Below are 24,451 nucleotides of genomic sequence, written 5' to 3'. Positions count from 1 at the left end.
CCGTCACTGGATGATTCGCTTCGCTCACCCCTTCGGGGCCGCCCTGCGGGCGTTCTTCGCGCTACGCGCTCGTCCGGCCTACGCCGGAATGACGATCAAAAAGCGGCGCGCCGCCCACCACCACCAAGTGAGCGCCCCACCTCCGCCAACGCAAACACCCTCCCCACCCGCGCCCAAGCCATCGCCATCACCGCCACCTGCATCAGCAAAAACCCCAGCAAAACGCCAACCCCCACCGCAGTGACATGCACCCGCGCCACCCCCAACGCAAACGCAACCCCAAACCCCACCACCGTCACCACCACATAAACCAGCAAACTGCTGAAAGGCCTGCGCACCAGTTGCACAAACCCGCGCCACAACGCCTTGGTCGCCGAGCGCAAGCCAACGTCGGCGATAAACGCCGCGCGCCCCGAATCAGCGATCACCTGCGCCAGCACCACAAACAACACCGCCAGCGCCAGCAGCCAATGCGTCGACGCCTGCGCCTGCGACTCCAGCACCGCCACCTCGGTCTTGTCGTCCAGCAGATCCATGCTCCACTTCACCGCCCACAGCGCCGCGGCATACGGCAGCGCCGTCCACAGCATCAGCCGGAACATGCGGCCGTACTCCACCACCCCGCTCTGCAGCAGATGGCCGAAACCCAGCGGCCGCCCGGCGCGGCCGGCGCCCACCGCCATGCCATTGAGCAGTGGCGCCAGCAGCACGGTCAGCACCGCACCGGCGATAAAACCGCCCTGCACGCCACTGCCGTTGTTCATCACGCTGCGCACGGTGTCGCCGAACATCAGCGCATCGAAGTGCTGCGCCCAGGCCTCGGCATGCACGGAGTGATCCAGCAGTTGGCTGAGCGTGCGCAGCAGCGGCAGCGCTGCCACCACGGTGGGCAGCAACAGCAGCAGCGTCCATAGCAGCAACAGCCGCCACTGCAGCGCGGCCACGGGAGCGCCGAACAAGGCGCCCAGGGAAACCCGACGGGAGTTCTTGAAGGCCATCACAGCGTCACCAGGAAGGAGTAAAAAGCCTGCAGCAGCGCTGCCATGTCGGACGTCCAGCGGCGCGAGGCCGCGGCGTTCGCCTTGGTGGTGCGGCTGTCGTTCAATTTGTCGGCGTCGAGCAGGATCTTGTGCTCCGGATCGAGCTCGGCCGAGACCAGCTTCGACGGCTTGTCGAACACGAAGCGCGCCCAGCGGCGGTTGTCGTTCCAGCGCACGTCCTCGTGGCTGCCGTCGGCAAACGTCACCCGCAGCAGCTGCGGCACCGGCGCGCCCTCGCGCACCACCGTCACCGTGCCGCGCCAGGGGAACGGCCCCTCCCACGACTTGGCGTTCTTATGCGCCTTCTCCCAGCTCTCGCGCTGCTTGTCGAGCTGCTTTTCCAGGTCGTCCGCGACGACTTCGTCGCGCTTGCCGTCCTTGTCGAACACGCCGGCCTGCGGCAGCACTTCGTCGTTATCGATCGAGGCGATGCGGTCGTCGATGAACGAGGTGCCGTAGACGTACTGGTCGAAGATCTCGTTGACGTTCTTCGCGTCGCCGGACACATCGATCAGCACGGCACGCAGATCCGCCACCGACGGATGGCGGAAGTGCCAGCGCCGGTAATACTCGCGGAAGGCCTTCTCCATCACCGGCTTGCCCAGGCGCTCTTCCAGGTCGTGCATGGCCGTGGCGGTGCGCGAATAGACCGTGCCGTAGCTGCTGCTGGAGAAGCGGTTCCACGCGTTCTCCGACAGCGGGTCGTACGGCGACTTCAGCCCGGCACCGAGGCGCTCCTGCACGAACACGTCCATCGACGGATGGATGCCGATGCGCGCGGCGAACGAGCTGGGCACCAGGATCGGCTGGTTGCGCTCGCGCAGCATGCGCTCGTCCCAATACTCGTTGAGGCCTTCGTCGAGCATCGGCTCCTCGAATTCGTTCGAGGCGAGCAGGCCGTAGAAATAGCCGTGGCCGAATTCGTGGATGGTGACGAAGTCGATTTCCCACTGGTCCGAGGTCTGCGCGTCGATCTTGGAATAACCTTCCGCGGTGAAGAAGGTCGGGTATTCCATGCCACCCGCTTCGGCGCCGTTGTACGGCGGCACCACCGCGGTGACGGTGCGGTACGGATACGCGCCGAGCGTGCGCGAGAAGAACTCCAGCGAATCGGTGGTCGCCTTCAGCACCGGCTGCGCGCTGGCCTTGTATTCCGGCGGATAGATCACGCGCACGGCAACCTTGGGCACGCCCGGCCCGGTGAAGCTGCCGTCCAGCGTCTGATAGCCTTTGGCGGCGACCCAGGCGAAGTCGTGCACGTCGCCCTGCACGAAGTGATAGGTGCTCTTGCCATTGGCCTGGGTCGGCGCACCCTGCTGTTCGCCAACCGCGCCGACGGTGTAGTCGGAGGGCACGGTGAGGCGCACGTCGTAGCTGCCGAAGTCGGCGTAGAACTCGCTATTGAAATGGAATTCGTGGGCGTTCCAGCGCACTTCCCCGGCGCCGCGCTCGCCCGGCAGTTCCAGCACCGCGATCTTCGGGAACCACTGCGCAACCAGATTGAAATCGCCCCACCAGCCGGTGCGCTCGACCACGCGCGGCAACTGGCTGAGGAAGTCGATATCGAGGGTAAGCGTTTCGCCCGCGCCGACCGGCTGGGCCAGGTCCACGCGCACCACGGTCTGATCGGTCTTCGGGCCGCCGTCCGGCTGCACGAAGCTCCACTTCAGCGCCGCGCTGCCCTGCTGCACGCGCTTGAGATCGATATAGCCCCACTGCCCTTTCTTCAGCGTCGCCGCGCCGCGCGAGCGTCCGTGCGCGGTAAGCACGTGGCGTTCGGTGAAGAAGGTGCTGCCTTCGTTCTTGAAGGCGTTGAGGTACAGATGCAGGTAGACGCTGCGCACCGGACGGTCGCTGCGGTTGCGCCAGGTCATCTGCTCGCTGCCGGTGACGGCGTGCTTGGCGGCATCGAGCTCCGCGTCGATGCGGTAGCCGACCACGCGATCGGACAGCGTCGGCTCATTCCCGCTGCGTTCGCCGCCCCATGCATTCGGCGCGCTGGCCTGGCGCGCACCGGCGGCGTTGGCGCCGGCGAGCGGAATCTCGGCTGGCGCGGCGGGTGCCGGCGCCACTGCCGGCTGCGCTGGCGGGCTGCTGCTCGCCGGCGCCGGTGCGTCCTGTCCGAGCACTGCCCATGCGGCGGCCAGCGCCAGCAGCAGTCCTATGGTCCTGCCCCCTCGTCCCACCATCTTTGTCTCTCCCCAGGTGATACGGCAGGTTGCGCCATGGGCACGGGTCGAGGCATAGGCCAAAGGTCACGCTTAAGACACGCAGGTTGGGGTGAGCCACAGGCGAACCCCAACAGGCCCGCCCTTGGCGCATCGCATGGTTGGGGTTCGCCTGCGGCTCACCCCAACCTGCGCCTTCAGTAGACGTCTCTTCGGTAGCGTCCATCCATGCGCATCTGCTCGAGCCGCTCGTCGCCCAAGACCTCGCGCAGGGCTTCGTCCACGGCCGGCGCCATGCCGGCGAGGCTGCCGCATACGCGGATCGCTGCGCCTTGTTCGACCCAGCTCCGCAATAGCGCGGCGGACTCGCGCACGCGCTGCTGCACATAGGCCGGCGCCGCCGGTTCGCGCGACCAGGCCAGGTCCAGCCGTTCCAGCCAGCCTTCGCGCTGCCAGCGTTCGAGTTCGTCGCGGTGAAAGAAATCGCGATCGGGCTGGCGCTCGCCGAACAGCAGCCAGTGGCGGCGCGCGCCAGCGGCGATGCGCGCCTTCAGCAGTGCGCGCAGGCCGGCCAGGCCGGTGCCGTTGCCGATCAGGATGAGCGGCAACTCCGCGGCCGGTGGGCGGAACGAGGGGTTGGCGCGGATGCGCAGTGCGATGGGCGAAGCCAACTGCGCATGTTGCGTCAGCCAACCGGAGCCCAGGCCCGCGCGCCCGTCGCCGTGTTGCATCCGGCGCACCAGCAGGTGCAGCGCACCGTCGGCGGGAATCGAGGCGATGGAGTATTCGCGATGCGGCAATGCCTGCAGTTGCGCGGCGAGGCTTGCCGCGTCGAGGCCGGCGACGTCCGCGGGTTCGGGGAGATGGCTGCGCGCGAGGCGGTCCAGCAAGGTTTCGTTGCCGGCCACGGTCGTGCCATCGAATCCGGTGGCGGCCAGCCATCGACACACCGTATCCGCGGCATGGCGCGGTTCGATCTCCGCGATGTCGCCGGCTTCCCATGCCAGCGCGCCATCTTCCGGCCGCAAGGCGAGATGGAAGCAAGGGCCACCCAGGCTGCCCGGATTGAGCAACCGGCGCTCGGCCAGCCGCCAACTTCCATACGGCGCCCGTTGCCAATCGGGCATCTCGGTGGCGCCGCTGAGCATGGCCAGATGGTGTTGCCAATGGCGCAGCGCGCCGGCGTCGCCGTTGTCCACTTCCACCGGATCGAACAGCGGCTGCGCGCCGGATTGCGCCAGCCAATGGCGCAGGCGGTGGCCGAAGCCGCAGAAGTCGGCGTAGTCGCTGTCGCCCAGGGCGAGCAGGCCGTAGCGCAGGCCGGCAAGATTGCCGATATGGGAGAGGCAGCCTCGTTCGAAGGCGGCTGCTTCGTCCGGTGCGTCGCCCTCGCCCGTGGTGCTGACGATGAACAACACGCGGCCGGCGCTGCGCAATGCTGCTTCGTCGAGCGTGCCCAGTGGCACCAGACGCACCGGCATGCCGGCAGTGCGCAAGCTTTCCGCGGTCTGGCTCGCCAGCTGCGCGGCGAAGCCGGTCTGGCTGGCGCAGGCGATCAAAAGCGCGTCGGCGCTTGCCGCATCGTTGGCATCCGGCTTGCGGCGATGCCAATGCAGCGCAGCGATCAAAGCCAGCCATGCGAGCACGCTCGCCGATGCTTCCAGCCAGCGCAGCGCTCCGGGATCACGCCACTGCAACGCGCCGGCATGCAACGAAAACAACCACGCCGCCAGCGCGAGCAACGGCAGCAACACCAGCGCATAGCCAAGCGCCTCGCCCCGGCTGGCAGCGACCGGCTTCGTCACGCGCGCAGTGCCGCTTCGAAGGCCGGCGACATGCGCGTCTGCCAGCCGCGTTCGCCATGCAGCACGAACAGCACGGCCAGCTCGCGCTCGCGTGCGAATGCCAGGCCATCGTCCGGCCCCAGCAAGGTCATGGCGGTGCCGAGCGGATCGGCATCGATGGCGCATGCGGCGAGAATGCTCACCGACGCCACCGCGCTCGCCACCGGATAGCCGGTGCGCGGATCGATATGATGCGAGCGCAGCGCGCCGCCCTGCATGTAGCTGCGCCGATAGTTGCCGGATGTGGCGATGGCGCATCCACGCAAGGCAATCACGTGATCGTAGGCGCCGGAACCATCCGGACGCTCGATGCCGACACGCCAAGGCGATCCGTCAGGCTTTGTGCCGCGCGCCTTCATCTCGCCACCGACTTCCACCAGCCACGCCTGTGCGCCGGCCTGGTCGAGCCAGTCGCCGATGCGATCCACGCCATGGCCCTTGGCGATCGACGAGAGATCGATATAGACGCCGCCGGGCTGGAAGATCTGCCGCGCCGCTTCGTCGAGTTGCGGTTTCCACCAGCCGATGCGTTCGCGCGCGGCGGTGATGGCTGCGTCGGATGGCGTCTGCCCGGGCTGCGCGTCCGGACCGAAGCCCCAGAGATTGACCAGCGGTCCAACGGTCGGGTCGTAGGCGCCCCCCGTCGCCTGCGCCAGCCGCAAGGCATGCGCGATCACCGCAAAGCACTCCTCCGGCAAGGTCTGCCAGGTGCCGGCTGGCGCCGCGTTGTAGCGCGACAGCGCGGAGTCCGGCTTGTAGGTGCTCATCTGCGCATCGACGCCATCGAGGCAGCGCTGCACGCCGTCCTGCCACTCGCGCATGGGCAGACCGGCCGGCGCGACGACGCGCGCCGACCAGGTGGTGCCCATGGTGTGGCCGTGCAGCTCGTGCACGGCGTGCGCCGCTGCCGTCATCGCGCGGTTTACTGCGGCAGCACTTCCAGCGTCGCCGTATACGACAGGCGGCGCTGCTTGGCCTGCTTCACGCTGGTCTTGTCGTCCTGCGTGCTGGCGTTGATCCAGTACATGCCGGCCTTGGGCCAGGTCAGGGTGAACTTGCCGTCCTTGCCGGTGGTGGCGTCGAACTCGTCCTGCGCGTTGCGGTAGCGCGTGGCACCCGCGATGGCGGTGACCTTCACGTCGCCGGCCGGCTTGCCGTCCAGCAGCAGCTGGAAAGTGGCGCCTTCGCCCGCGACGAGGTCAGTGACGTGGGTGACCGGCACCAGCTCCAGGCCCTTGCCGCCGGGCTTGAGGGCGGCGTCGCTGGGCTTGCCGTTGGTGACGAAGGTTTCCACGCGGTTGACCGACTCGTTCACTTCCACGTTCTTCGCACCGGCGGGAAGCTCCTTCGCCAGGTTCGCCGCGTCGCCGCGCCAGCGCTTCTTCTCGCCGCCCAGCTCGTAGCTGGCGAACACGCCGGCATTCACCAGGGCCAGCTTGTAGGTGCCCTGCTGGGTCAGATGCACATCGAACACGCTGCGGTACTTGCCGGTGACGCTGTTCTCGGCCTTGGCCATCTGGCCGTCCGGCGCGGTGATGACCAGGCGCGACAGGTCGCCCGGCACGTGGTCGGGAAAGAACAGGTCGTTGGATACGGCGGCATCCACCGTCACCCACGGATCGGCGCCGGAGACATTGGTGGCCGAGGGCAGCATCCACATCTTGTGCGCCTGCGCAGCGAACGGCAGACAGAGAGCCAGGGCGAGCGCGGACAGGGAGAACGAACGAAGCGACATGAGTGACTCCTTGCAATGAAGAGGGAAACGCCGCGCTCAGGGCGCCAGATCGAGCTTGACCGCGCCCAGTTCGGCGCTGCCCCTGGCATCGAGGTGCTGCGGCGCGGCGGCCGGCCAGGTGAACGGCACGCGCACCACTTCGCGGCCACCGACTTCGCGCGCCGCTTCCACCACCAGCTCGTACTTGCCGGGCGCCAGCTCGCCCAGCGGCGCCTTGCCCTGCTTGAACTTCAGCTGCTGCGCGCCGGCCGGACGCGTGGCGCCGGAGACGCCGTCCACCGGCATCTGCAGCTCGCGGCCGCCGCGGCGCCACCACTGGCGCAGTTCTGGCAGCCACTTGGTGCCGGCGCCTTCCTTGCTTTCCTTCTGCGCGTACCACACGGCCAGCTGCGCGGCGACGCTGTGGTCCTCGCGCTCGATCCACACCGCGGTGTAAGGGCGGTGGTACTCGGCGACGTCCAGTTGCGGGATCTGCACGGTGACGTCGAGATCGGCCGCCGCCGCCGGCGCGGCGAGCAGCAGGACGGGCATGGTGTAGAGCAGGCGGCGCATCGGGCGCTCCTTCGGTGTCAGTGAATAAAGATGAGGGCCAGCACCAGCGGCAGCACCAGCCCGAACGCGATCAGCGGCCAGGTGGCGCCGCGCTGGGCGGCATGCATTTTCAGCAGGAGCAGGCCGGTGACGGAGAACACCACGCAGGCCAGCGCGAACAGGTCGATAAACCAGCCCCACACCGGGCCGGCGTTGCGGCCCTTGTGCAGGTCGTTGAGATAGGAGATCCAGCCGCGCGTGGTGCGCTCGTATTCCAGCTTGCCGCTGGCGCGGTCGATGCTGAGCCAGGCGTCGCCGCCGGGGCGCGGCATGGACAGGTAGATCTCGTCGGCGGACCAGTCGGCGGGGCGGCCGGCGACGTCGACATCCACCGCGCCACGGACCCAATCGGCCACGACGACGGGCAGCACGGCGCCCTTGCGTTCGTCCTCGCCGGCCAGCGCGCGCAGCAGCGGCGCGGGCAGTTGCGCCGCGCGATGTTCGGTGCGCGGCTTCGCCTCGATGCGGGCGGCGTGATTGAGGGTGATGCCGGTGACGGCGAACAGCAGCATGCCGACCAGGCACATGGCGGAACTGATCCAGTGCCAGCGATGCAGTTGCTTGAGCCAGAACGAACGTCCCGCCCGATCCTGTGAGACCCGGCTCCGCCCGTCGTGTGCCCCTGTTGCCGCCTGCCTGCCCATGCGTGTGCCCGTAAAGAAGTGCGGGTATCGCTGGCCGGCGATGAACGGCGCCGCGTGCGATCTGTCCCAGTGATCGGTCCGGGCGCTAAGCTGCCGGGCGATCGGGCCGCCGAGATGCGGCCGGGCACGGATACTGTCACAGATGAGAATGACTCGCAATTCACTCAAGCCCCCGCGCCGCCCGGCGCATGCCGACAGGAGCCCCGCATGCGCATCCTGATCGCCGAGGACGACCCTGCCATCGCCGCCGGCGTCTGCGCCTCGCTGCGCCAGAGCGGCCATGCGGTGGACCACGTCAACGACGGCGCGCGCGCCGACAGCGCCTTGCGCGACACCCCCTACGATCTGCTGATCCTGGACCTGGGCCTGCCCAACCTGGATGGCAGCGAAGTGCTGCAGCGCCTGCGCAAGCGCGGCGCCGGCCTGCCGGTGCTGGTGATCACCGCGCGCGAAGGCCTGCGCGAACGCGTGCGCGTGCTGGACCTGGGCGCCGACGATTACCTGGTCAAGCCCTTCGCCCTGGCCGAATTCGAAGCCCGCGTGCGCGCCCTGCTGCGCCGCTACACGGCGCAGGGCGCGCCGGAAATGAGCATCGGCCGGCTGCGCCTGGACCTGCCCGGCCATCGCGCCTGGGTGGACGACGCGCCGCTGGAGCTGACCGCGCGCGAATTCGGCCTGCTCGAAGCGCTGGCCGCGCGTCCGGACCGCGTCACCAGCCGCGCGCAATTGGTGGAAGCGCTGTGCAACTGGGACGAGGAATTGACTGACAACGGCCTGGACATCGCCATCTACCGCCTGCGCCGCAAGCTTTCCGGTTCCGGCACCCAGGTGCGCACCATCCGCGGCCTGGGCTATCTGCTGGAGGAATCGAAGGAAGGCGCCGAGTGAGCGAAGCGCCCGACGCGCAGCCCTGGCTGTACCGCCTGCTGGAGCCGGATGGCCGGCAGAGCCTGCGCCGGCGCCTGCTCGCGTTCCTGCTGGTGCCGCTGATGCTGATGCTGCTGCTGGAAAGCCTGGTCACCTACACCGGCGCCCTGGTCTATTCCAACCACGTGCACGACCGCGACCTGGCCGGCGGCGCCGAAACCGTGGCGCGCATGCTGCAGATGGGCATGGACGGGCCGATCTCGGAGCAGGCCAAGTTCCTGCTGCAGTACGACCCCGAGGGCCACAACAACATCAATTACTTCAGCATCGTCAGCGAGCATCACGGCCTGATCGCGGGTACCTCGACCCTGGTGCCGCCCTCGCGCCTGTCGCTGGCGGTGAACGGCGAGCCGAAGCTGTTCGATGCGGTGGTGGACCGCCGCAAGCTGCGCGCCGCCAGCGTGGTGATCGACAGCACGCACGAAGCCGGCGACACGCTCACCGTCACCCTGGCCGAGACGCTGCGCGATCGCCGCCAGAATGCGCGTGAGATCCTGCTGCTGAGCATTCCCGCGCAGGCGCTGCTGATCGCGTCGGTCTTCGTGCTGGTGTGGTTCGGCGTGCGCATCGGCCTGCGCCAGCTCGACCCGCTGACCGCGCGCCTCGCCGCGCGCGAGCACGATCTGGCGCCGATCGGCGATGCCGACGTGCCGGTGGAGATCCTGCCGCTGACCCGCACCATCGACGGCCTGTTCGCGCGCCTGCGCGCCATGCTCACGTTGCAGGAGCGCTTTATCGCCGACGCCGCGCATCAGCTGCGCACGCCGCTGGCGGGCCTGCGCGTGCATGTGGAACGCGCGCAGGCCGACCCGTCGCGGGAAACGGTGAACGATGCGCTGGACCACATCCTGCGCCTGACCCAGCGCGCCACGCGCACCTCGGGACAGCTGCTGGCACTCACCCGTGCGCAGTCGCCCGATCAGACCGGCGACCCGCACGGCTTGATCGATCTCTGCCGCCTGATGCCGGAACTGCTCGCCCTGCGCGTGCATGAAGCGCTGGCCGCCGGTGTGGACCTGGGCTACGACGGCCCGCAAGGTCCGGTGTGGATCGACGGCGACCGCATCACCCTGCAGGAGCTGCTCGACAACCTGCTCGACAACGCACTGCGCTATGCCGGCCGCGGCAGCATGGTGACGGTGGGCGTGGCCGACGACGAGGACAGCGCCTGCCTCAGCGTGGAGGACAACGGCCCCGGCGTACCGCCGGCCTTCCTCGCGCGGCTTGGCGAGCGTTTCTTCCGTGTGCCGGGCTGCAACGAGGAAGGCACCGGGCTCGGGCTGGCGATCGTGCAGCGCATCGCCCAGCGCCATCGCGCGCAGGTGCGCTACATGGCGGGCAACGAAGGCGGCCTGCGTGTGGAGGTGCGGTTTCCGCATGCACGCACCGCGAGGAAGGACGGCGACGCCTGAGGCCTCGCCGGATCGCTTCCGCGGCCTCGGGATCAACGCTTCAGCGGATTTCTGGAAGAATCGTTGCGCCTTCTTATTGAAGAATTTTCCGGTTTGATAAGCCTGATCGCCGCGCTAACGTTTCCATTCTCAAGAAAATCCCTACACGAATCTGGACGCGTGATCAGCCTGGTCACGACGAGCGTCCGTGCCTGCACTACAAACGGCTCAATCCATTCAGAGGGCCTCCACGTCCATGCGATCGGTCATAAAACAGCTCGTCATTGCCGCCTTGATCGGCGTGACTTCCCTGGCGCCAAAGTTCGCGCACGCAGCAACCTCGGATTGCAGGGGAACCGGCACACCGACGCTCGGATCGAGCGTAAGTCTTTCCAATTTGAACATTCCGCGGGACCTTCCACTGGGTGCGGCCATTCCCGGAGGAAAGCAGTCGATATCACTCTCCGTGAGCTGTCCCTCTACAACCATCACCGGCGGACAGTCGTGGGCCATGGGAGGCTACGAAGCCGTCACGGCCGTTCCAGGGTTGAGCAATGTCTACACCATCTCCGGCGGCCCCTCGGGTATCGGCTTTCGCATCCTGGACGCCTCGGGTAATGCAATGCCCATAGGCACGGTAGGCGGCACGGCGAACGCGGCAAACCTCGGAGCTGCACCGGCGGGGCAAACCAGTTTCAGTTGGCATGGGGCGCTCGAACTCGTCAAAGTAACCGAAAAGCCCGTCGCCGGATCGCAATCCATCAAGCTCTATACGCGCGTCTATAACCAAGCGTGGGCCAATCAGAACGCAGACACCAGCGCTATCACCATTAGCTACACCATCGCACAACCCACTCTCACGACTTGCACCGTGACCAATGCAACCCAAACGGTGACTCTTCCCAATATCTCGATAGCTACTGCAAACGCCAACAGCACCGATGAAAACGGGGGCTATGGCTCAGGGTTCGTGCCGTTCAGTATTTCACTGAGCTGTTCCGCTGGTGCGCAGTTGTTCATGACTTTCACCGATGCGAACAATCCAGCCAACACGGGCGAAATAGTCAGGGCCACAGGTGCACCCAATGCAGGCGATACCTACGGAGTGGGAATCCAGTACAGAAGCTCGGCTGATGAGCAGATACGAATAAAGCTGGGGCCGGATTCTCCAACTGCTGGCACCATCAATCAGATCAAGATCGGAAGTACACCAAATGGCGCAATGAGCCTGAATTTCAGGGCGTTCTATGCCCATAATCCCGGAGCTCAGTTTCCCGTTGGCGCGGTCAATGCCAGGACTACGTTCACCTTCTCTTACCAGTGAAGCAAAACCGCATCGATCGGGGAACGAGACACCATCGGGCAGATCCGATCACAAAATCGGATACTCATAACCTATCAACTATGGATTGAGGCCTTCGCCATGGAAGGCCTCAACGATTCATTGCACTCCGCATGAGACCGGACGCCGAGACGCCCGATCCAAGATAGCAAGCTTGAGGCAGGCCGGGACTACCAAACCATCGCCGCGCCCACCCCCATCCCCACATCACCTTGTGTATTGCCGGTGAGACTACCCTTGAGCACCCAGCGGCCGCCCGGCGTGATCGTCGACAGGCCTACCGCCAGTGCCGACTGTCCCTTGAAGCTGCCGATGCCCGCACCGAGCGCGCTTTGATCGGGCGCGTAGGCCTGCGGCACGTTGGTCGCCGCCAGCGCCGCTGCCGTACCGGCATTGGCCAGCCGGCTCGCCTGCCGGAAGCGGTCGCGCACCCAGTGCTGCACTTCACGCACGGCGTCCTGGACCTGGCCCCAGTTCGCCGCGTCGGTGCGCGCCGTGCCGGCGGCCACGTTGGCGATCTGGCGTTCGTTGCCGGCTGAGCCGACCGAGACGGTGTTGTCGCGGTCGGCCACCGAGTGAGCGCCTACCGCCACGGCACCGTTGCCGCTGGCGGTGCTGTTCGAGCCGAGCGCCGTGCTGTCGGTACCCGTCGCGCTTGCGCCCGTGCCCACCGCGGTGCTGCCGCTTCCGGTAGCGCCAGCGCCGGCACCGACGGCGGTACTGCCAAGTGCCGTGCCCGGCGCGATGGCGGGTTCGTTCCTGCCCCCGGGAACCGGGTCCTTAACCAGCACCGGATGGAGCGCGTCGACTTTCACGTTGAGCGTATCGACGCGGCCATTCAACACGCCGATCTGATCGCCCAACTCCACCCGCAGGTCGTAGAGCTGGCCGCCGTTGACGGCCTCCATGCTGCCCAGCGCCACCGTGCCGGCCGCGAGATTGCGGATCACCGTGCCATGCGTGCCGCCCAGGGTGGCGCTGCCCAGCGCGAGGTCGTCGTACACCAGTGCGGCCAGCGTGTTGCCCTCCGGGCCGACCAGGCCTACCGCCTTCAATTGAGCGATCGTCACCGCATCATGATCAGCTTTGCCGTCGGCGACGCCGCTGAGCACGCGCACGCCGTCGGTGCCGGTGAAGTCGACCGCGCCGCCATCGCTGGCGGCAGCCACGGTGACGGTTCGCGTGGCTGCGTCCTGCAGCACCAGGCCGGCGAGGCCGTTATCGATGCGGTTCTGCAGCAGGCTGATGTCGCTGCGGTTGCCGGCGACGTTCTGATTGGTGGCGTGGAGCTGGGCGCCGGTCACCGCATCCGTGCTGATGCTCGACAGGGCGCCTTCGGACAAGCCGGTCAACTGGCGTGTCTGCGTCCTGCCGCCGCTCTTGCTGGACAGGTCGACCGCGTTGCCGCCCAGCGTCCCGCCCAGGCGGATCGTCCCGCTGAGCGCATCCTGCGCGATCAGGCTCTGCAAGCCGGTGATGTTGTCCTTGTTGTCGGTGATGGCGCCATCGAGCCCGCTCAAGGCACCGCCTACCGTGGTGCGCGTGCCGCCATTGGCCAGCACATAGGCGGGACCGGACACGGCGCCGCTGGAGGTATCGAGCTTCGCTCCGCCGCCGAGCGCATCCACCATCGGCGACAACTGGCCGACATTGGTGGCGTCGGTGGCCAAGGTGCCGGCCTGCAGGGCGTGGATCTGGTTCGACCCCACATCGAACGCGCCGCCGATCGAAAGCCCGCCATTGACGAACGTACCCTTGCTGTTGACGACCATCGCCCCGACCACCACGCCCTGCGCGCGCAGCTCGGCAAGGCTGCCGATATTGCAGACCGCGCTGGCTATCTGGCTGCCGAGGGATTCGTTGAACACGCCGCAGCTGGTGTCGTCGTTGTCATTGATATAGAGCATTTCCCTCGCGCGGCCAGCGGGCGCATGCGCTGCCAGCGCGGCCCCGATGAGCCACAGGCCCGCCCCTGTCAAGGGAAGGCGCCGCCGCTGCCGAAAACCTCTTCGCCGGTCTCCCTGCCCTCGCTGTGCCGGCGCAAGCATGCTCCGTGTATTTCTTGTATATCGAAAAGCGCGATAAAACCCATTCATTCCAGATCTCCCGTTATTAGCGTGCACAACTCCACATCCGGCCTTTTTGATGGACCGGTGCAACCCCGCCGTGGAAACAGATATCGCGCCCCTCCGCGCATCCCGGCGCATGTGGAGACTTGATGCTAGGTGGGAAAGGAACGGGAAAAAATCAGATAACCGCTCACCGAATGCGAATTCGGATAATTAGTAAAAACGCGCCCATGCGATGGACGAATTCACATATCGCTCTCAGCGGGAAAACTCGCCATGGAAAATAAGGCGTCCACTCGCGCACAAAAAAAGGCGGCACCGAAGCGCCGCCTTGCTTGCCAGCTTCCCCTGCATGGGAAATATCGACAAAAAAACTTCTCACCCACCGCCGCGGACGCGCATGGCACATCCGCGGCGGCAAAGCCTTACATCGACTTCTTGGCCTTGGTCAGCAGCTGATCCAGCAGCGCGATGGCCAAGTCGATCTCTTCGTGCGTGATGTCCAGCGAGGGCGCGAAGGTGATCACGTTCTTGTACCAGCCGCCCACGTCGAGCACGAGGCCGATCTTCTTGCCGTTGTGCTCCAGGTCGCCGGCCAGGCCGATGTCGACCATCTTGTCCAGCAGCGCCTTGTTCGGGGTGAAGCCGTCGTCGGTGCAGATTTCCGCGCGCAGCGCCAGGCCAAGACCGTCGACGTCGCCGATTTCCTTGTGGCGCTTCTGCAGGTCCTTCAGCGCGTCCAGGAAGTGCGCGCCCTTCTTCGCCACGTTGGTCTCGTAGTCGAGCTCGTAGCCCATCTTGATGACTTCGAGGCCCAGCGACGTACCGAGCGGGTTGGAGTTGAAGGTGGAGTGGGTGGAGCCCGGCGGGAAGATCTCCGGATTGATCATCTCCTCGCGCGCCCACAGGCCGGACAGCGGATTCAGGCCGTTGGTCAGCGCCTTGCCGAACACGATCACGTCCGGCGTCACGCCGAAGTGCTCGATCGACCACAGCTTGCCGGTGCGCCAGAAACCCATCTGGATCTCGTCGACCACCATCAGGATGCCGTACTTGTCCAGCACCTTCTTCAGGTCCTTGAAGAAGTTCTTCGGCGGAATGACGTAGCCGCCGGTGCCCTGGATCGGTTCCACGTAGAAGGCGGCGTATTCGGCCTGGTTGACCTTGGGGTCCCACACGCCGTTGTACTCCGTCTCGAACAGGCGCTCGAACTGGCGCACGCAGGCGTCGGAGTATTCCTCCGGCGTCATGCCCTTCGGGCGGCGGAACGGATACGGGAACGGGATGAACATTGCGCGCTCGCCGAAGTGGCCGAAGCGGCGGCGGTAGCGGTAGCTGGAGGTGATCGACGACGCGCCGAGCGTGCGGCCGTGGTAGCCGCCCTCGAAGGCGAACATCAGGCTCTTGCCGTTCTTGTAGTTGCGCACCAGCTTGAGCGAATCCTCGACCGCCTGCGCGCCGCCCACGTTGAAGTGCACGCGGCCCTTCAGGCCGAACTTCTGCTGCGCATCGACGGCAATCGTCTTGGCCAGCTCGATGCGGGTCTGGTGCAGGTACTGGCTGGCCACCTGCGGCAGCGTGTCGATCTGCGCCTTCAAGGTGTCGTTGAGGCGCTTGTTGCCGTAGCCGAAGTTGACCGCGGAGTACCACATCTGCAGGTCGAGGAACGGCACGCCGGCGGTGTCGTACATCCAGCTGCCCTGGCCGTGGCGGAAGATCTTCGGCGGGTCCACATAGTGCACGGTGTCGCCGAAGGAGCTGTACTGCGCCTCGTCGGCCAGCAGCTGCGCGTCGGGAATCACACCGGTGGCGGCGTTGGGGTCGTAAGCGTTCATCGAGAAATCCGAAATGGGGAAAGGCAGGGTCTTGCTAAGTCAATGACGGGCGCAACCGCGGGCCACAGCCCGCGGCGACGGCCGGCGCCGGACGGGCATGCTCGGCGAGCAGGCTGCCATCGAGCAGGCGCGGCAGCAGTTCCAGCGCATCTTCGAAACCGGTGATCGGCACGTAGGGGATGCCGGCGGCGCGGCAATGCTCGATCAGGCGGTGCTTGGCGAACACGAAGTCGACGCGGTCGGCCGCGCAGAAGTCGGAGGCGCCGTCGCCGATCAGCAGGGTCTTGGCGCCGCCGCTGCGGGCCTGGGCCACGCAGGCGCACTTGCAGGTGCCGCTGCGGCAACCCTCGGCCTGGAACGGCGAGGTCAGCTGCCACTGGCGCGGCGGCTCGGCCGGGGCCAGGTGGTTGGCGGCCAGCGGCAGGTCGTCCAGGCCGTAGCGGCCGAGAATCTTGTGGATGGCGTAGTCGAGGCCGTCGCTGACCACGCGGATCGGCGTACCCAGCTCGCGCGTCCTGGCGACGAAGGCCGGAAAGGCGTGGTCGATCCACAGGCCTTCCAGGTGCTTGTCCAGCTGCGCGCGGCTCATGTCCAGCAGGTCGACCTGGCCGCTCATGCACTCGCGCGAACCGATGCGGCCCGCACGCCAGTCCTGCTCCAGCGCTTCCCAGCCGGGACGGCCGAAACGGTCCAGCAGCGAGTCGATCACGTCCTCGACGGAGATGGTGCCGTCGAAGTCGCAGAGGATGTTCCAAGCCGTCACGCGGTGACTCCAGGGTTCACGATACCTGAACCTTAGGCGTGCACCCCTTTCGGCCCCCTTTCCGGATTCACCCCGCCGGAAGTCATGTATCCGAAGCCCAACATAAGACACCGGACGTTATGCTCGCCGCTCATGCCATTGCTGTCTGTCACCATAGGCCGATACCCTGCACGGCTTGGCTCGCCGGCCCCACCCGGCCGGGCCGCCAGGCGCGGGTTCCCAGGCGGCCGCGACCAGGCAGCCACCCTCCGCCGATGACCGGGAAAGACGTGTTCTCAACCGCTATTCCACCGTCGAACGCGCGTATCGGACGCCTCGCGCCGGTGCTGCTTTGCGCGCTTCTCGGTACCTTGCTGGCCGGTTGCTCGGTCGCCCCCGTGCCGGCGCTGAAGCCGTCCCTGCCCGAGGCCTGGCGCAACGCCCCCGCCAACGTGGCGCCGCCCGCGGCCGACCTGCGCGGCTGGTGGCAGGCGCTGGGCGATCCGGCGCTGGACGGGCTGATCGACCGCGCGCTGGCCAACAACCTCGACGTGGCCCAGGCCGCCGAACGCCTGCAGGCGGCCCGCCAGCTCAACGGCCACTCGCGCGACGGCTACCTGCCCAATCTCCACGCACGCACCAACGACGTGGTGAATCCGGACACCAGCGCCTCCTATTTCATGGTCGGCTTCGACGCCAGCTGGGAATTCCCGCTGTTCGGCGCCTGGCAGAGCAGCAGGCGCGTCGCCGACGGCCAGCTCAACGGCACCCAGGCCGCGCTGCGCGGCGCCCAGGTCTCGCTGGTGGCCGAAGTCACCCGCCGCTGGGTGGAACTGCGCTCGGCGCAGCGCCAGGAAGCCCTGCTGCTGGGCATCCGCGACGCCCAGCGGGAAAAGGCCCGCCTGCTGCAGACCCGGGTCGACCTGAAGCTGGCGCCGCCCACGGAAGCGGCGCGCGCGTCGGCCGAGCTGGCCCGCGCCGAGGCCGCGCTGTCCGAGCCGCGCCAGGCGATCAACGCCAGCGCGCAGCAGCTGGCCGTGCTGCTGGGCCAGAACGAACCCGACCCGGCCTGGCTCGAAGCCGGCGCGCAGCCGCGCCTGGGCGCCTGGCAGCTCACCGCCGCGCCGGCCGACCTGCTGCGCGCGCGGCCGGAGATCGCCGGCGCCGAGGCCGAGGTACTGCGCGCCGCCGGCGAGCTGGGCCTGGCGCGCAAGGACATTTACCCGCACATCGGTTTCGGCTCGTCGATCCAGTGGTCGATCAACATCGCCACCAACCACCGCGCGCGCAACCACGAGGGCATCTTCTCGGCCGGCCCGGTCATCGACATTCCGCTGTTCGACTGGGGCCAGCGCGTGGCCTTGGCGCACGCCAAGGACCACGAACTCAACGCCGCCCTGCTGGCCTACCGCCAGGCCGTGCTGCAGGGCGTGGCCGAAACCGAAGTGGCGCTGGGCGACCTGGAGCAGCTGCGCGGCCGCGAACAGGCGCTGCAGCAGGCCGCCGACGCCTCGCGCGGCGGCGGCGACGCGGTGCGCAAGCGCGCCGAGCTCGGCCTGGGCAGCAAGCTGGAGGTGCAGGACAGCCTGATCGAAGGCCACCGCGCCGAGCTGGAACTGGCCAGCGCGATCGCCGCGCGCGACCTCGCCTACGTCTCGCTCTACAAGGCCCTGGGCGGCGCGCCGATGCCGCCGCCCCCGCCGCCGCGGAGCGCCAACTGATGGTGGCGCTGGCCCGCAAGACCCTGGTCTACGAATGGCGCCGCTTCCTGCCCGCCATCCTCGCGGTCGGCTTCGCCGGCCTGCTGCAGCTGCTGCAGGCGGCCCTGGTGCTGGGCATCTTCGGCAGCGCCAGCGTGTACATCACCGGCTCCTCCGCCGACCTGTGGGCCGGCTACCCGGGCACGCAGAGCGTGAACCTGGGACGGCCGATCGACGCCGGCGTGGAAATGCGCCTGCGCATGGATCCGGCGGTGACCCAGGTCGAGCCTTTCCACTGGGTCGACGCCGACTGGCGCGGCCCCAGCGACACCGGCGGCGTCTCGGTGTTCGTCTCCGGCATCGACACCCGCGCCGACGGCATGATGTTCGCGCACGCCCTGCCCGCCGCGCTGCGCGCGCGCCTCAACGAGCCCGGCGCGGTGATCGTCGATCGCGCCGACCTCGGCAGCCTCGGCGTGCAGGTGGGCGACAAGGCGGTGATCAACGGCCACCGCGTGCGCGTGGTCGGCGTCAGCAGCGGCCTGCGCGCGCTGGGCGGCGTCAACGTGGTGGCCTCGCTGGCCACCGCCGCCGAACTCGATACCGACCCGGCCAATGCCACCCGCATGACCTACTTCGTGGCCAAGGTGCACGACCCCGACCAGGCCGCCGCGGTGGCCGCGCGCCTGCGCGGCACCACCTCGTTCGGCAGCTACGACGTGTGGACCGCGCGCGATTTCGCCCGCCGCTCGCAGCTCTACTGGATGTTCGACACCGGCGCCGGCGCCGGCGTGCTGTTCCTGGCCGGCATCGTGTTCCTGGTCGGCGCGGTGATCACCAGCCAGACCCTGGTCGCGGCGGTGATCGGCTCGGTGCGCGAATACGCCACGCTCAATGCCTTGGGCGTGGGTGTCGGCGCGCTGCGCAAAGTGGTGATGGAGCAGGCGTTCTGGGTCGGCGCGATCGGCCTGGTCGGCAGCGCACTGCTGGGCGGCATCTTCTTCGCCTTCGCGCGCAGCCGCAGCGTGCCGGTGGCGCTGGACCCGATCACCGTGGCCGCCTGCCTGCTGCTGGGCATGGGCCTGGCCATCGTGTCGGGCCTCGCGGCGATGCGCAGCCTGCGCCGCGCCGATCCGGCGAGCCTGTTGCGATGAACGCGGGCATGCCTTCCTCCACCATCTCGCTGCAGGCGCGCGGCGTGGCCAAGTCGTTCGAGTCCGGCCGCGTGCGCAGCACCGTGCTGCACGACCTCACGCTGGACATGCGCTCCGGCGAACTCACGCTGATTTCCGGCCCCTCCGGCTGCGGCAAGAGCACTTTGCTGGCGATCCTCAGCGGCCTGCAGCGCCCGGATGCCGGCCAGGTCACCGCGCTGGGCCAGGACCTGGGCCAGCTCGACATCCGTGCACTGGAACGCTTCCGCCTGCTGCACACCGGCTTCGTGTTCCAGGGCTTCAATCTGTTTCCGGCTTTGAATGCGGTGGAACAGGTGGAACTGCCGCTGAGCTACCTGGGCCTGGCACCGCGCGAGGCGCGCCGCCGCGCGGTGGCCTCGCTGGAAGAAGTGGGCTTAGGTCCGCGCATGCGCCTGCGCCCGTCGGAACTCTCCGGCGGCGAGAAGCAGCGCGTGGCGATCGCCCGCGCGCTGGCCAAGGAACCGGAGCTGCTGTTCGCCGACGAGCCCACCAGCGCGCTCGACGCCGCCAACGGCCAGACCATCATCGACATCCTGCACCGCATCGCCCGCGCGCACGGCACCACCGTGCTGTGCGTCAGCCACGATCCGCGCCTGGTCGGCCATGCCGACCGCGTCCTCGCCATGGAGGACGGCCGCATCCTCAGCGACCGCAGCCAGCCCTCGCTGCCGGACGCCGTTCCGGGCCTCAAGGAATCCGCATCATGAGTTCGCGCCCGCTCTTTTCGAGCTCCCTCCCCCTGCTCGCCCTCGCCGCCGCGCTCGCGCTGGCCGGCTGCTCGCGCGACGACGTCGACACCGGCAAACCGGCGCCGGCCGTCTCGCCGTATGCCGCGGTGGCGCGCGGCAAGATCGATATCGAAGGCGGCCTGCTCAAGCTGAGCATGCCGCGCGACGGCGTGGTCGCCGAGATCAAGGTGCACGAAGGCGACCGTGTGAAGAAGGGCCAGCTGCTGGCCATGCTCGACACCGAACCGTCGAAGCTCGCCGTCACCTCGGCCGAGGCGGAACAGAAGCAGGCCCAGGCCCAGGCCGACCTGCTCGAATCGCGCATGAAGGCCGCCGACCAGCGCGCCGAGCGCCTGGAAGCCGCCGCCAAGGCCGGCGCCGGTGACGCGCAGAGCGCCGACGATGCGCGCGAGGCTTCGCGGCAATTGCAGGGCGAGCTGACCAATGCGCGCGCCAATGCCGCGCTGGCCGCGCAGAAGCTGGCCGGCGCGCGCTACGAGCTGGCCCAGCGCAGCCTGCTGGCGCCGGTGGACGGCGAGATCGTGCAGCGCCTGATCCAGCCCGGCGCCACCGCTTCGCCGCAGGGCGGTCCGGCCTTCGTGCTGCTGCCGGAGCAGCCGCGCCTGGTGCGCGCCGAGCTCAACGAATCCTTCGTGCGCGCGGTGAGCACCGGCATGCGCGCCGAGGTGGTGGACGACAGCGGCAGCGGCATGCCCAACCTCAGTGCGCACGTGCTGCGCATCGGCACCGTGTTCGGCGCCAGCGCGCTGGAAGACGACCCGCTGGTGCGCGCCAACACGCGCACGGTGGAATGCGTGCTCGCCTTCGACCAGCCGCCGCCGGCCTCGGCGCGCATCGGCCAGCGCGTGCTGGTGCGTTTCAGCGCGGGCGATGCGGGCGCGAAGAACGCGGAGCCGAAACAGCCGTGAGTGCGTTCGCCCGCTGGCTCGCGGCGTCCGCCTGCGCCGCCCTGCTCGGTATCGCCGCGCCCTGCCGCGCGGACGACACCGTCGCCTCGGCCAGCGACGCCGACCTGGTCGGCGCCGGCTTTATCCGCCTGCCGGCCTGGCAGGGTTCGCGCGCGCACCGCGACCAGCTCGCGCCCTACGTGCAGGCCAAGCTCGGCGACCGCATCACGCTGTCCACCGACGACGGCGCTACGCTCGACCTGATCATGGGCGAGCATCTGCACGGCGGCCTGTACGGCAACTACCAGTGGGGCCGCAGCCACGAGGATCTCGGCCGGCTCGGCGGCAAGGTCACCTCGCTGTCGCCGCGGCTCAACGCGGGCGGCTATGTGGAATACGACTTCAGCGAAGCGCAGAACGTGGGCATGAATGCCGCGCACGACACGCTGGGCGCCGGCGCTTATTTCAATCTGTACGCCTTTACCGCGCTGCCGCCGATCGGCCGCTACGAGCACGGCCTGCAGTTGCAATGGCAGTGGATGAACGGCCCGGCGATGCGCCGCTTCTTCGGCCTGTCGGCGGTGGAAGCCGCCGCGCTGGGCGTGGCGCCGTGGCAGCCGGGCGGCGGCAGCCAGCAGGTGGGGCTGGAATACGACGGCCTGATTCCGCTGGGCCGCCATCTGGCCACGGTGTTCTCGCTCTCTTATGCGCGCCTGCTCGGCAACGCGGAAGACAGCCCGCTGGTGCGCGGCTTCGGCACCGCCGACCAGTTCACCGGCTCGATGGCCCTGGTCTACCGCTTCGCGCCGTAGGTTCAGGCCGACGGCTGCCACAGGCGCGTCAGCGCGCCATCGCTTCCCTGCACCGGATCGGACGCGGGAAACGGCAAGGCCGCGATACGGTGCAGCATCACGTCCGTGGCCGCCTCGCGGCAGATATCCCAATCCTGCTGCGGCGGATACGCGCCGACCACCAGGAAATCCTCGCTGCCGGACATCTTGCAGTGCCCGGTGCCGGCGGGCAGCACCGCGACGTCGCCTGCCCCGACATCCACTTCGCGCGCACCCGGGCCGCCCAGCAGCAGCCGCGCGGAACCGCGGGCGAAACCCAGCACTTCGTGCGCGGTGGAGTGGTAGTGATGGAAACCGTATACGCCGTTGCGCCAGCGTGGCGGCCAGCCGTGGCGGCTGAACATCGCCTCGAACGCGGCGGCGGTGGCCTCGCCATCCATCGCTTCCAGCACACTGCGATAAATCAACACCGGCAGGCGCGGATGGTTGGGCACCCAGTCGTGCGGGTCGAGCATGAAGCTGTCGGGTTCGCGCATGGATCGCTGCTCCTGCTGCGGAGTGTCGGCCCATGCTAGGCAGCGCGCGGACAAGAGCGCATGAAAGAAACGCCAGCGCGGCGTGGACGCGCTTATCCGCGGTCGCCGTCCATGTTGTATTCACGCCGTAGGTTGGGGTGAGCGCAGCGAACCCCAACACCATGCCTGGCAGCGCCGCGCAACGTTGGGGTTCGCTGCGCTCACCCCAACCTACGCCAGCTTCGAAGCGTAAACCTCACTCGCGGTCGTCGCGCGTCCAGATCCCGCCGAGGGCTTCGCGTACCGGAAACTTCGCGATCGGCTCATAGGCCGGCGGGCACAATGCCGCGCCGGTACGCAGGTCGAAGCGTGCGCCGTGGCGCGGGCATTCCACTTCGAAGCCATGCACGTCGCCGCCGGCGAGGTCGCCGCCGTCGTGCGTGCACAGGTCCTGCACCGCGTAGAGTTCGCCATCGATGTTGTAGATGGCGATCGGTTCCTGGGTGACTTCGTCGTACACGACCTTGAACTCGCCGGGCAGCAGTTCCGCGCGCGTGCCGACGTAGGTCCAGCCGCTGACGTCCTCGCTCACGCCGTGCCTCCGGCGAGCGTCTTGACCAGCCATTCGAAGCGCAGGTCGTCGCGGCGCGGAATGCCGAAGCGCTCGTCGCCATAGGGGAACGGACGGTATTCGCCGGTGCGCTGGTAGCCGCGGCGCTCGTACCAGGCGATCAGTTCCGCGCGCTGCTCGATCACCGTCATGCGCATGGCCAGGCACTGCCAGCGCTCGCGCGCGTGGCGCTCGGCCTCGGCCAGCAGGGCCTTGCCGATGCCGCCGTTCTGCAGCAGCGGATTGACCGCGAACATGCCGAAATAGCCGGCCTCGCCCTGGCGCTCCACGTGGCAGCAGGCCAGCAGCTCGCCATCGCGCTCGGCCAGCAGCACCACGCTGTCGGCCTGCGCCAGCAGCTCGGCCACGCCTTCGACATTGGTGCGGCGGCCGTCGAGCAGGTCCGATTCGGTGGTCCAGCCGAGCCGGCCCGAATCGCCGCGGTAGGCGGATTCGACGAGGGCGACGATGGCGGGAACGTCGGCCGCGAGGGCCGGGCGGAACACGGGGGGAGAGGTCGTGGGCATGAGCGGAATCATAATGCCGCGGCGCCCTCTCCGGCCATGGCGCCGCGCTCAGTGCGGCGCGGCGACCAGCACCTGAAAACCCTCTACCGGCTTGCCCTTGCCGCTGGCTGCCGCCGCGGCGAGATAGACCTCGTGGGTGGACGGATCCAGCACCATGGTGCGCGCGCTCTTCTGCGTGGGCAGGTTGCCGAGCAGGCGGTAATGATCGGCATCGTCCTGCGCCACCACGCTGAGCACGCCGTCCTCGCCCGCCGAACCCAGCACGGTGTGGCGCGCGGCATCGTAGATCACCGCGTCGGGGCCCTTGCCCATCTCCACCTTCGCCACCTGGTGGCCGTCGTGCGCGTCGGTGACGATCAGCCAGCCGTTGTCGCATACCGAGAACAGACGGCCGTGCGCCGCATCGAGCGCAAGGCCGGTCGGCCCGTCGCACGGCGCCATCGCCCATACCGCGGTGACCTTGCCGGCCTTGAGGTCGACGCGCGCCAGCGCGTTCTTGTCTTCCAGATTCAGATACAGCAGGCCGTTACCGTCGGCCACCGCGAATTCCGGCCGGCCCGGCAGCGCGACGGTGGACAGCTCCTTGCCGGCCTGCGCGTCGATCACGCTGAGGTTGTTGCTGCGGCCGTTCATGGTCAGCAGATGGCCGGAAGCGCCGTCGAACAGGATCGCATCCGGGTTCTTGCCGCTGACCGCGATATGCCGGGTGACTTTGAGCGTCTGCGTATCGAACACGGTGACTTCGTCGCCGCGCCCGCTGCTGACGAAGGCCTCGTGCGTGGACGGCGACAAGGCCACGCCGTGCGCATGCTGCATGCCGGCTACTTCGCCGGCCAGCTTGCCGCTGGCGGTATCCATCACCATCACCCGGTCGTCGCGGGCGATATAGAGGCGATGCGCGGCGGCATCGAGGCTGAGGTAATCCCAGCCGCCCGGTCCGCCCAGCGCATGGCGCGCGGCGACGGCATACGGCGCTTCGGAAGGCGCGGCCAGCGCGGGCAGCACGGTGGCGGCGAGCAGCAGCGGCAGCAGGCGGATGGACGGCTTTTTCATGCGCAAAGTCCCGGCAAGGTGGCGGTCGACGCCTGAGCGTAGCGACCGCACCTTATGGTTCTTTTAGCGTGTGGTTTTCTTGGTGTGTAGTTTTC

Annotated in this window: 22 protein-coding genes; 8 read left to right on the top strand and 14 right to left on the bottom strand. The window is 68.2% G+C overall.

The window, feature by feature from the left end:
- Positions 1-95: 95 nt before the first annotated feature.
- The 7 genes from FHW85_RS17500 to FHW85_RS17470 all read right to left on the bottom strand — a co-directional run bounded on the left by FHW85_RS17500 (position 96) and on the right by FHW85_RS17470 (position 8,022).
- A complete protein-coding gene (locus FHW85_RS17500) occupies positions 96-998 on the bottom strand; it encodes a hypothetical protein (RefSeq protein WP_210427839.1) in 903 nt (300 codons plus the stop codon).
- The gene (locus FHW85_RS17495; protein ID WP_168649099.1) at positions 998-3,229 is read right to left on the bottom strand and encodes a M1 family metallopeptidase; all 2,232 of its coding nucleotides are present in this window, start codon (positions 3,227-3,229) and stop codon (positions 998-1,000) included. The genes FHW85_RS17500 and FHW85_RS17495 overlap by 1 nt, the downstream gene beginning before the upstream one ends.
- Before the next feature lie 176 nt (positions 3,230-3,405).
- Positions 3,406-5,013, bottom strand: coding sequence for a sulfite reductase subunit alpha (locus tag FHW85_RS17490; protein WP_168649098.1), 1,608 nt, complete (start codon positions 5,011-5,013; stop codon positions 3,406-3,408).
- Positions 5,010-5,966 carry an FAD:protein FMN transferase gene (locus tag FHW85_RS17485; RefSeq protein WP_168649097.1) on the bottom strand — a complete coding sequence of 319 codons (957 nt, stop codon included), beginning with the start codon at positions 5,964-5,966 and terminating at the stop codon, positions 5,010-5,012. The genes FHW85_RS17490 and FHW85_RS17485 overlap by 4 nt, the downstream gene beginning before the upstream one ends.
- An 8-nt stretch (positions 5,967-5,974) precedes the next feature.
- A complete protein-coding gene (locus FHW85_RS17480; protein WP_168649096.1) occupies positions 5,975-6,787 on the bottom strand; it encodes a DUF4198 domain-containing protein in 813 nt (270 codons plus the stop codon).
- Positions 6,788-6,823: 36 nt separating this feature from the next.
- A complete protein-coding gene (locus FHW85_RS17475; RefSeq protein ID WP_168649095.1) occupies positions 6,824-7,339 on the bottom strand; it encodes a DUF2271 domain-containing protein in 516 nt (171 codons plus the stop codon).
- 17 nt (positions 7,340-7,356) lie between these two features.
- Positions 7,357-8,022, bottom strand: a complete 666-nt coding sequence (locus FHW85_RS17470; RefSeq protein ID WP_167252140.1) for a PepSY-associated TM helix domain-containing protein — start codon at positions 8,020-8,022, stop codon at positions 7,357-7,359.
- 207 nt (positions 8,023-8,229) lie between these two features.
- On the opposite strand from FHW85_RS17470, the gene FHW85_RS17465 reads away from it, so the two are divergent.
- The 3 genes from FHW85_RS17465 (at position 8,230) to FHW85_RS17450 (ending at position 11,664) form a co-directional block, all read left to right on the top strand.
- On the top strand, positions 8,230-8,910 hold the full coding sequence (locus FHW85_RS17465; protein WP_168649094.1) for a response regulator transcription factor: 681 nt from the start codon (positions 8,230-8,232) through the stop codon (positions 8,908-8,910).
- Positions 8,907-10,361: an ATP-binding protein gene (locus tag FHW85_RS17460; RefSeq protein ID WP_343203542.1), complete on the top strand. Its 1,455-nt coding sequence runs from the start codon at positions 8,907-8,909 to the stop codon at positions 10,359-10,361. Before FHW85_RS17465 ends, FHW85_RS17460 begins: the two co-directional genes overlap by 4 nt.
- Positions 10,362-10,596: 235 nt before the next feature.
- Positions 10,597-11,664, top strand: a complete 1,068-nt coding sequence (locus tag FHW85_RS17450) for a fimbrial protein (protein WP_210427838.1) — start codon at positions 10,597-10,599, stop codon at positions 11,662-11,664.
- Positions 11,665-11,852: 188 nt separating this feature from the next.
- Here FHW85_RS17450 and FHW85_RS17445 read toward each other — a convergent pair whose 3' ends face one another.
- The 3 genes from FHW85_RS17445 to FHW85_RS17435 all read right to left on the bottom strand — a co-directional run bounded on the left by FHW85_RS17445 (position 11,853) and on the right by FHW85_RS17435 (position 16,349).
- A complete protein-coding gene (locus FHW85_RS17445) occupies positions 11,853-13,589 on the bottom strand; it encodes a YadA-like family protein (RefSeq protein ID WP_168649091.1) in 1,737 nt (578 codons plus the stop codon).
- 587 nt (positions 13,590-14,176) lie between these two features.
- Positions 14,177-15,586 (bottom strand): aminotransferase class III-fold pyridoxal phosphate-dependent enzyme, encoded by a 1,410-nt coding sequence (locus FHW85_RS17440; protein ID WP_167252143.1) that lies wholly within the window; start codon positions 15,584-15,586, stop codon positions 14,177-14,179.
- 34 nt (positions 15,587-15,620) lie between these two features.
- A complete protein-coding gene (locus FHW85_RS17435) occupies positions 15,621-16,349 on the bottom strand; it encodes an MtnX-like HAD-IB family phosphatase (protein ID WP_168649090.1) in 729 nt (242 codons plus the stop codon).
- A gap of 269 nt (positions 16,350-16,618) precedes the next feature.
- Between FHW85_RS17435 and FHW85_RS17430 the strand changes: the two genes are divergently transcribed.
- Genes FHW85_RS17430 through FHW85_RS17410 form a run of 5 tightly spaced genes read left to right on the top strand, consistent with a single transcriptional unit; the run spans position 16,619 to position 21,672 of the window.
- Positions 16,619-18,049: a TolC family protein gene (locus FHW85_RS17430; protein WP_343203712.1), complete on the top strand. Its 1,431-nt coding sequence runs from the start codon at positions 16,619-16,621 to the stop codon at positions 18,047-18,049.
- Positions 18,049-19,182: an FtsX-like permease family protein gene (locus FHW85_RS17425; protein WP_167252146.1), complete on the top strand. Its 1,134-nt coding sequence runs from the start codon at positions 18,049-18,051 to the stop codon at positions 19,180-19,182. The genes FHW85_RS17430 and FHW85_RS17425 overlap by 1 nt, the downstream gene beginning before the upstream one ends.
- Positions 19,179-19,931, top strand: a complete 753-nt coding sequence (locus FHW85_RS17420) for an ABC transporter ATP-binding protein (protein ID WP_168649088.1) — start codon at positions 19,179-19,181, stop codon at positions 19,929-19,931. The genes FHW85_RS17425 and FHW85_RS17420 overlap by 4 nt, the downstream gene beginning before the upstream one ends.
- Positions 19,928-20,881 (top strand): HlyD family efflux transporter periplasmic adaptor subunit, encoded by a 954-nt coding sequence (locus FHW85_RS17415; RefSeq protein ID WP_168649087.1) that lies wholly within the window; start codon positions 19,928-19,930, stop codon positions 20,879-20,881. The genes FHW85_RS17420 and FHW85_RS17415 overlap by 4 nt, the downstream gene beginning before the upstream one ends.
- A complete protein-coding gene (locus FHW85_RS17410; RefSeq protein WP_168649086.1) occupies positions 20,878-21,672 on the top strand; it encodes a MipA/OmpV family protein in 795 nt (264 codons plus the stop codon). Before FHW85_RS17415 ends, FHW85_RS17410 begins: the two co-directional genes overlap by 4 nt.
- Before the next feature lie 2 nt (positions 21,673-21,674).
- Here FHW85_RS17410 and FHW85_RS17405 read toward each other — a convergent pair whose 3' ends face one another.
- The 4 genes from FHW85_RS17405 to FHW85_RS17390 form a co-directional block, all read right to left on the bottom strand.
- Positions 21,675-22,187, bottom strand: a complete 513-nt coding sequence (locus tag FHW85_RS17405; RefSeq protein ID WP_168649085.1) for a cupin domain-containing protein — start codon at positions 22,185-22,187, stop codon at positions 21,675-21,677.
- A gap of 235 nt (positions 22,188-22,422) precedes the next feature.
- Positions 22,423-22,791 carry a non-heme iron oxygenase ferredoxin subunit gene (locus FHW85_RS17400; protein ID WP_167252151.1) on the bottom strand — a complete coding sequence of 123 codons (369 nt, stop codon included), beginning with the start codon at positions 22,789-22,791 and terminating at the stop codon, positions 22,423-22,425.
- Positions 22,755-23,303, bottom strand: coding sequence for an N-acetyltransferase (locus FHW85_RS17395; protein WP_168649084.1), 549 nt, complete (start codon positions 23,301-23,303; stop codon positions 22,755-22,757). Before FHW85_RS17395 ends, FHW85_RS17400 begins: the two co-directional genes overlap by 37 nt.
- A 48-nt stretch (positions 23,304-23,351) precedes the next feature.
- The gene (locus tag FHW85_RS17390; RefSeq protein ID WP_168649083.1) at positions 23,352-24,356 is read right to left on the bottom strand and encodes a YncE family protein; all 1,005 of its coding nucleotides are present in this window, start codon (positions 24,354-24,356) and stop codon (positions 23,352-23,354) included.
- Positions 24,357-24,451: the final 95 nt, after the last annotated feature.

The organism is Dyella sp. SG609, from assembly GCF_012275375.1.
Classification (GTDB): domain Bacteria; phylum Pseudomonadota; class Gammaproteobacteria; order Xanthomonadales; family Rhodanobacteraceae; genus Dyella_D; species Dyella_D marensis.
This window is presented reverse-complemented; position numbering and strand designations above follow the sequence as displayed.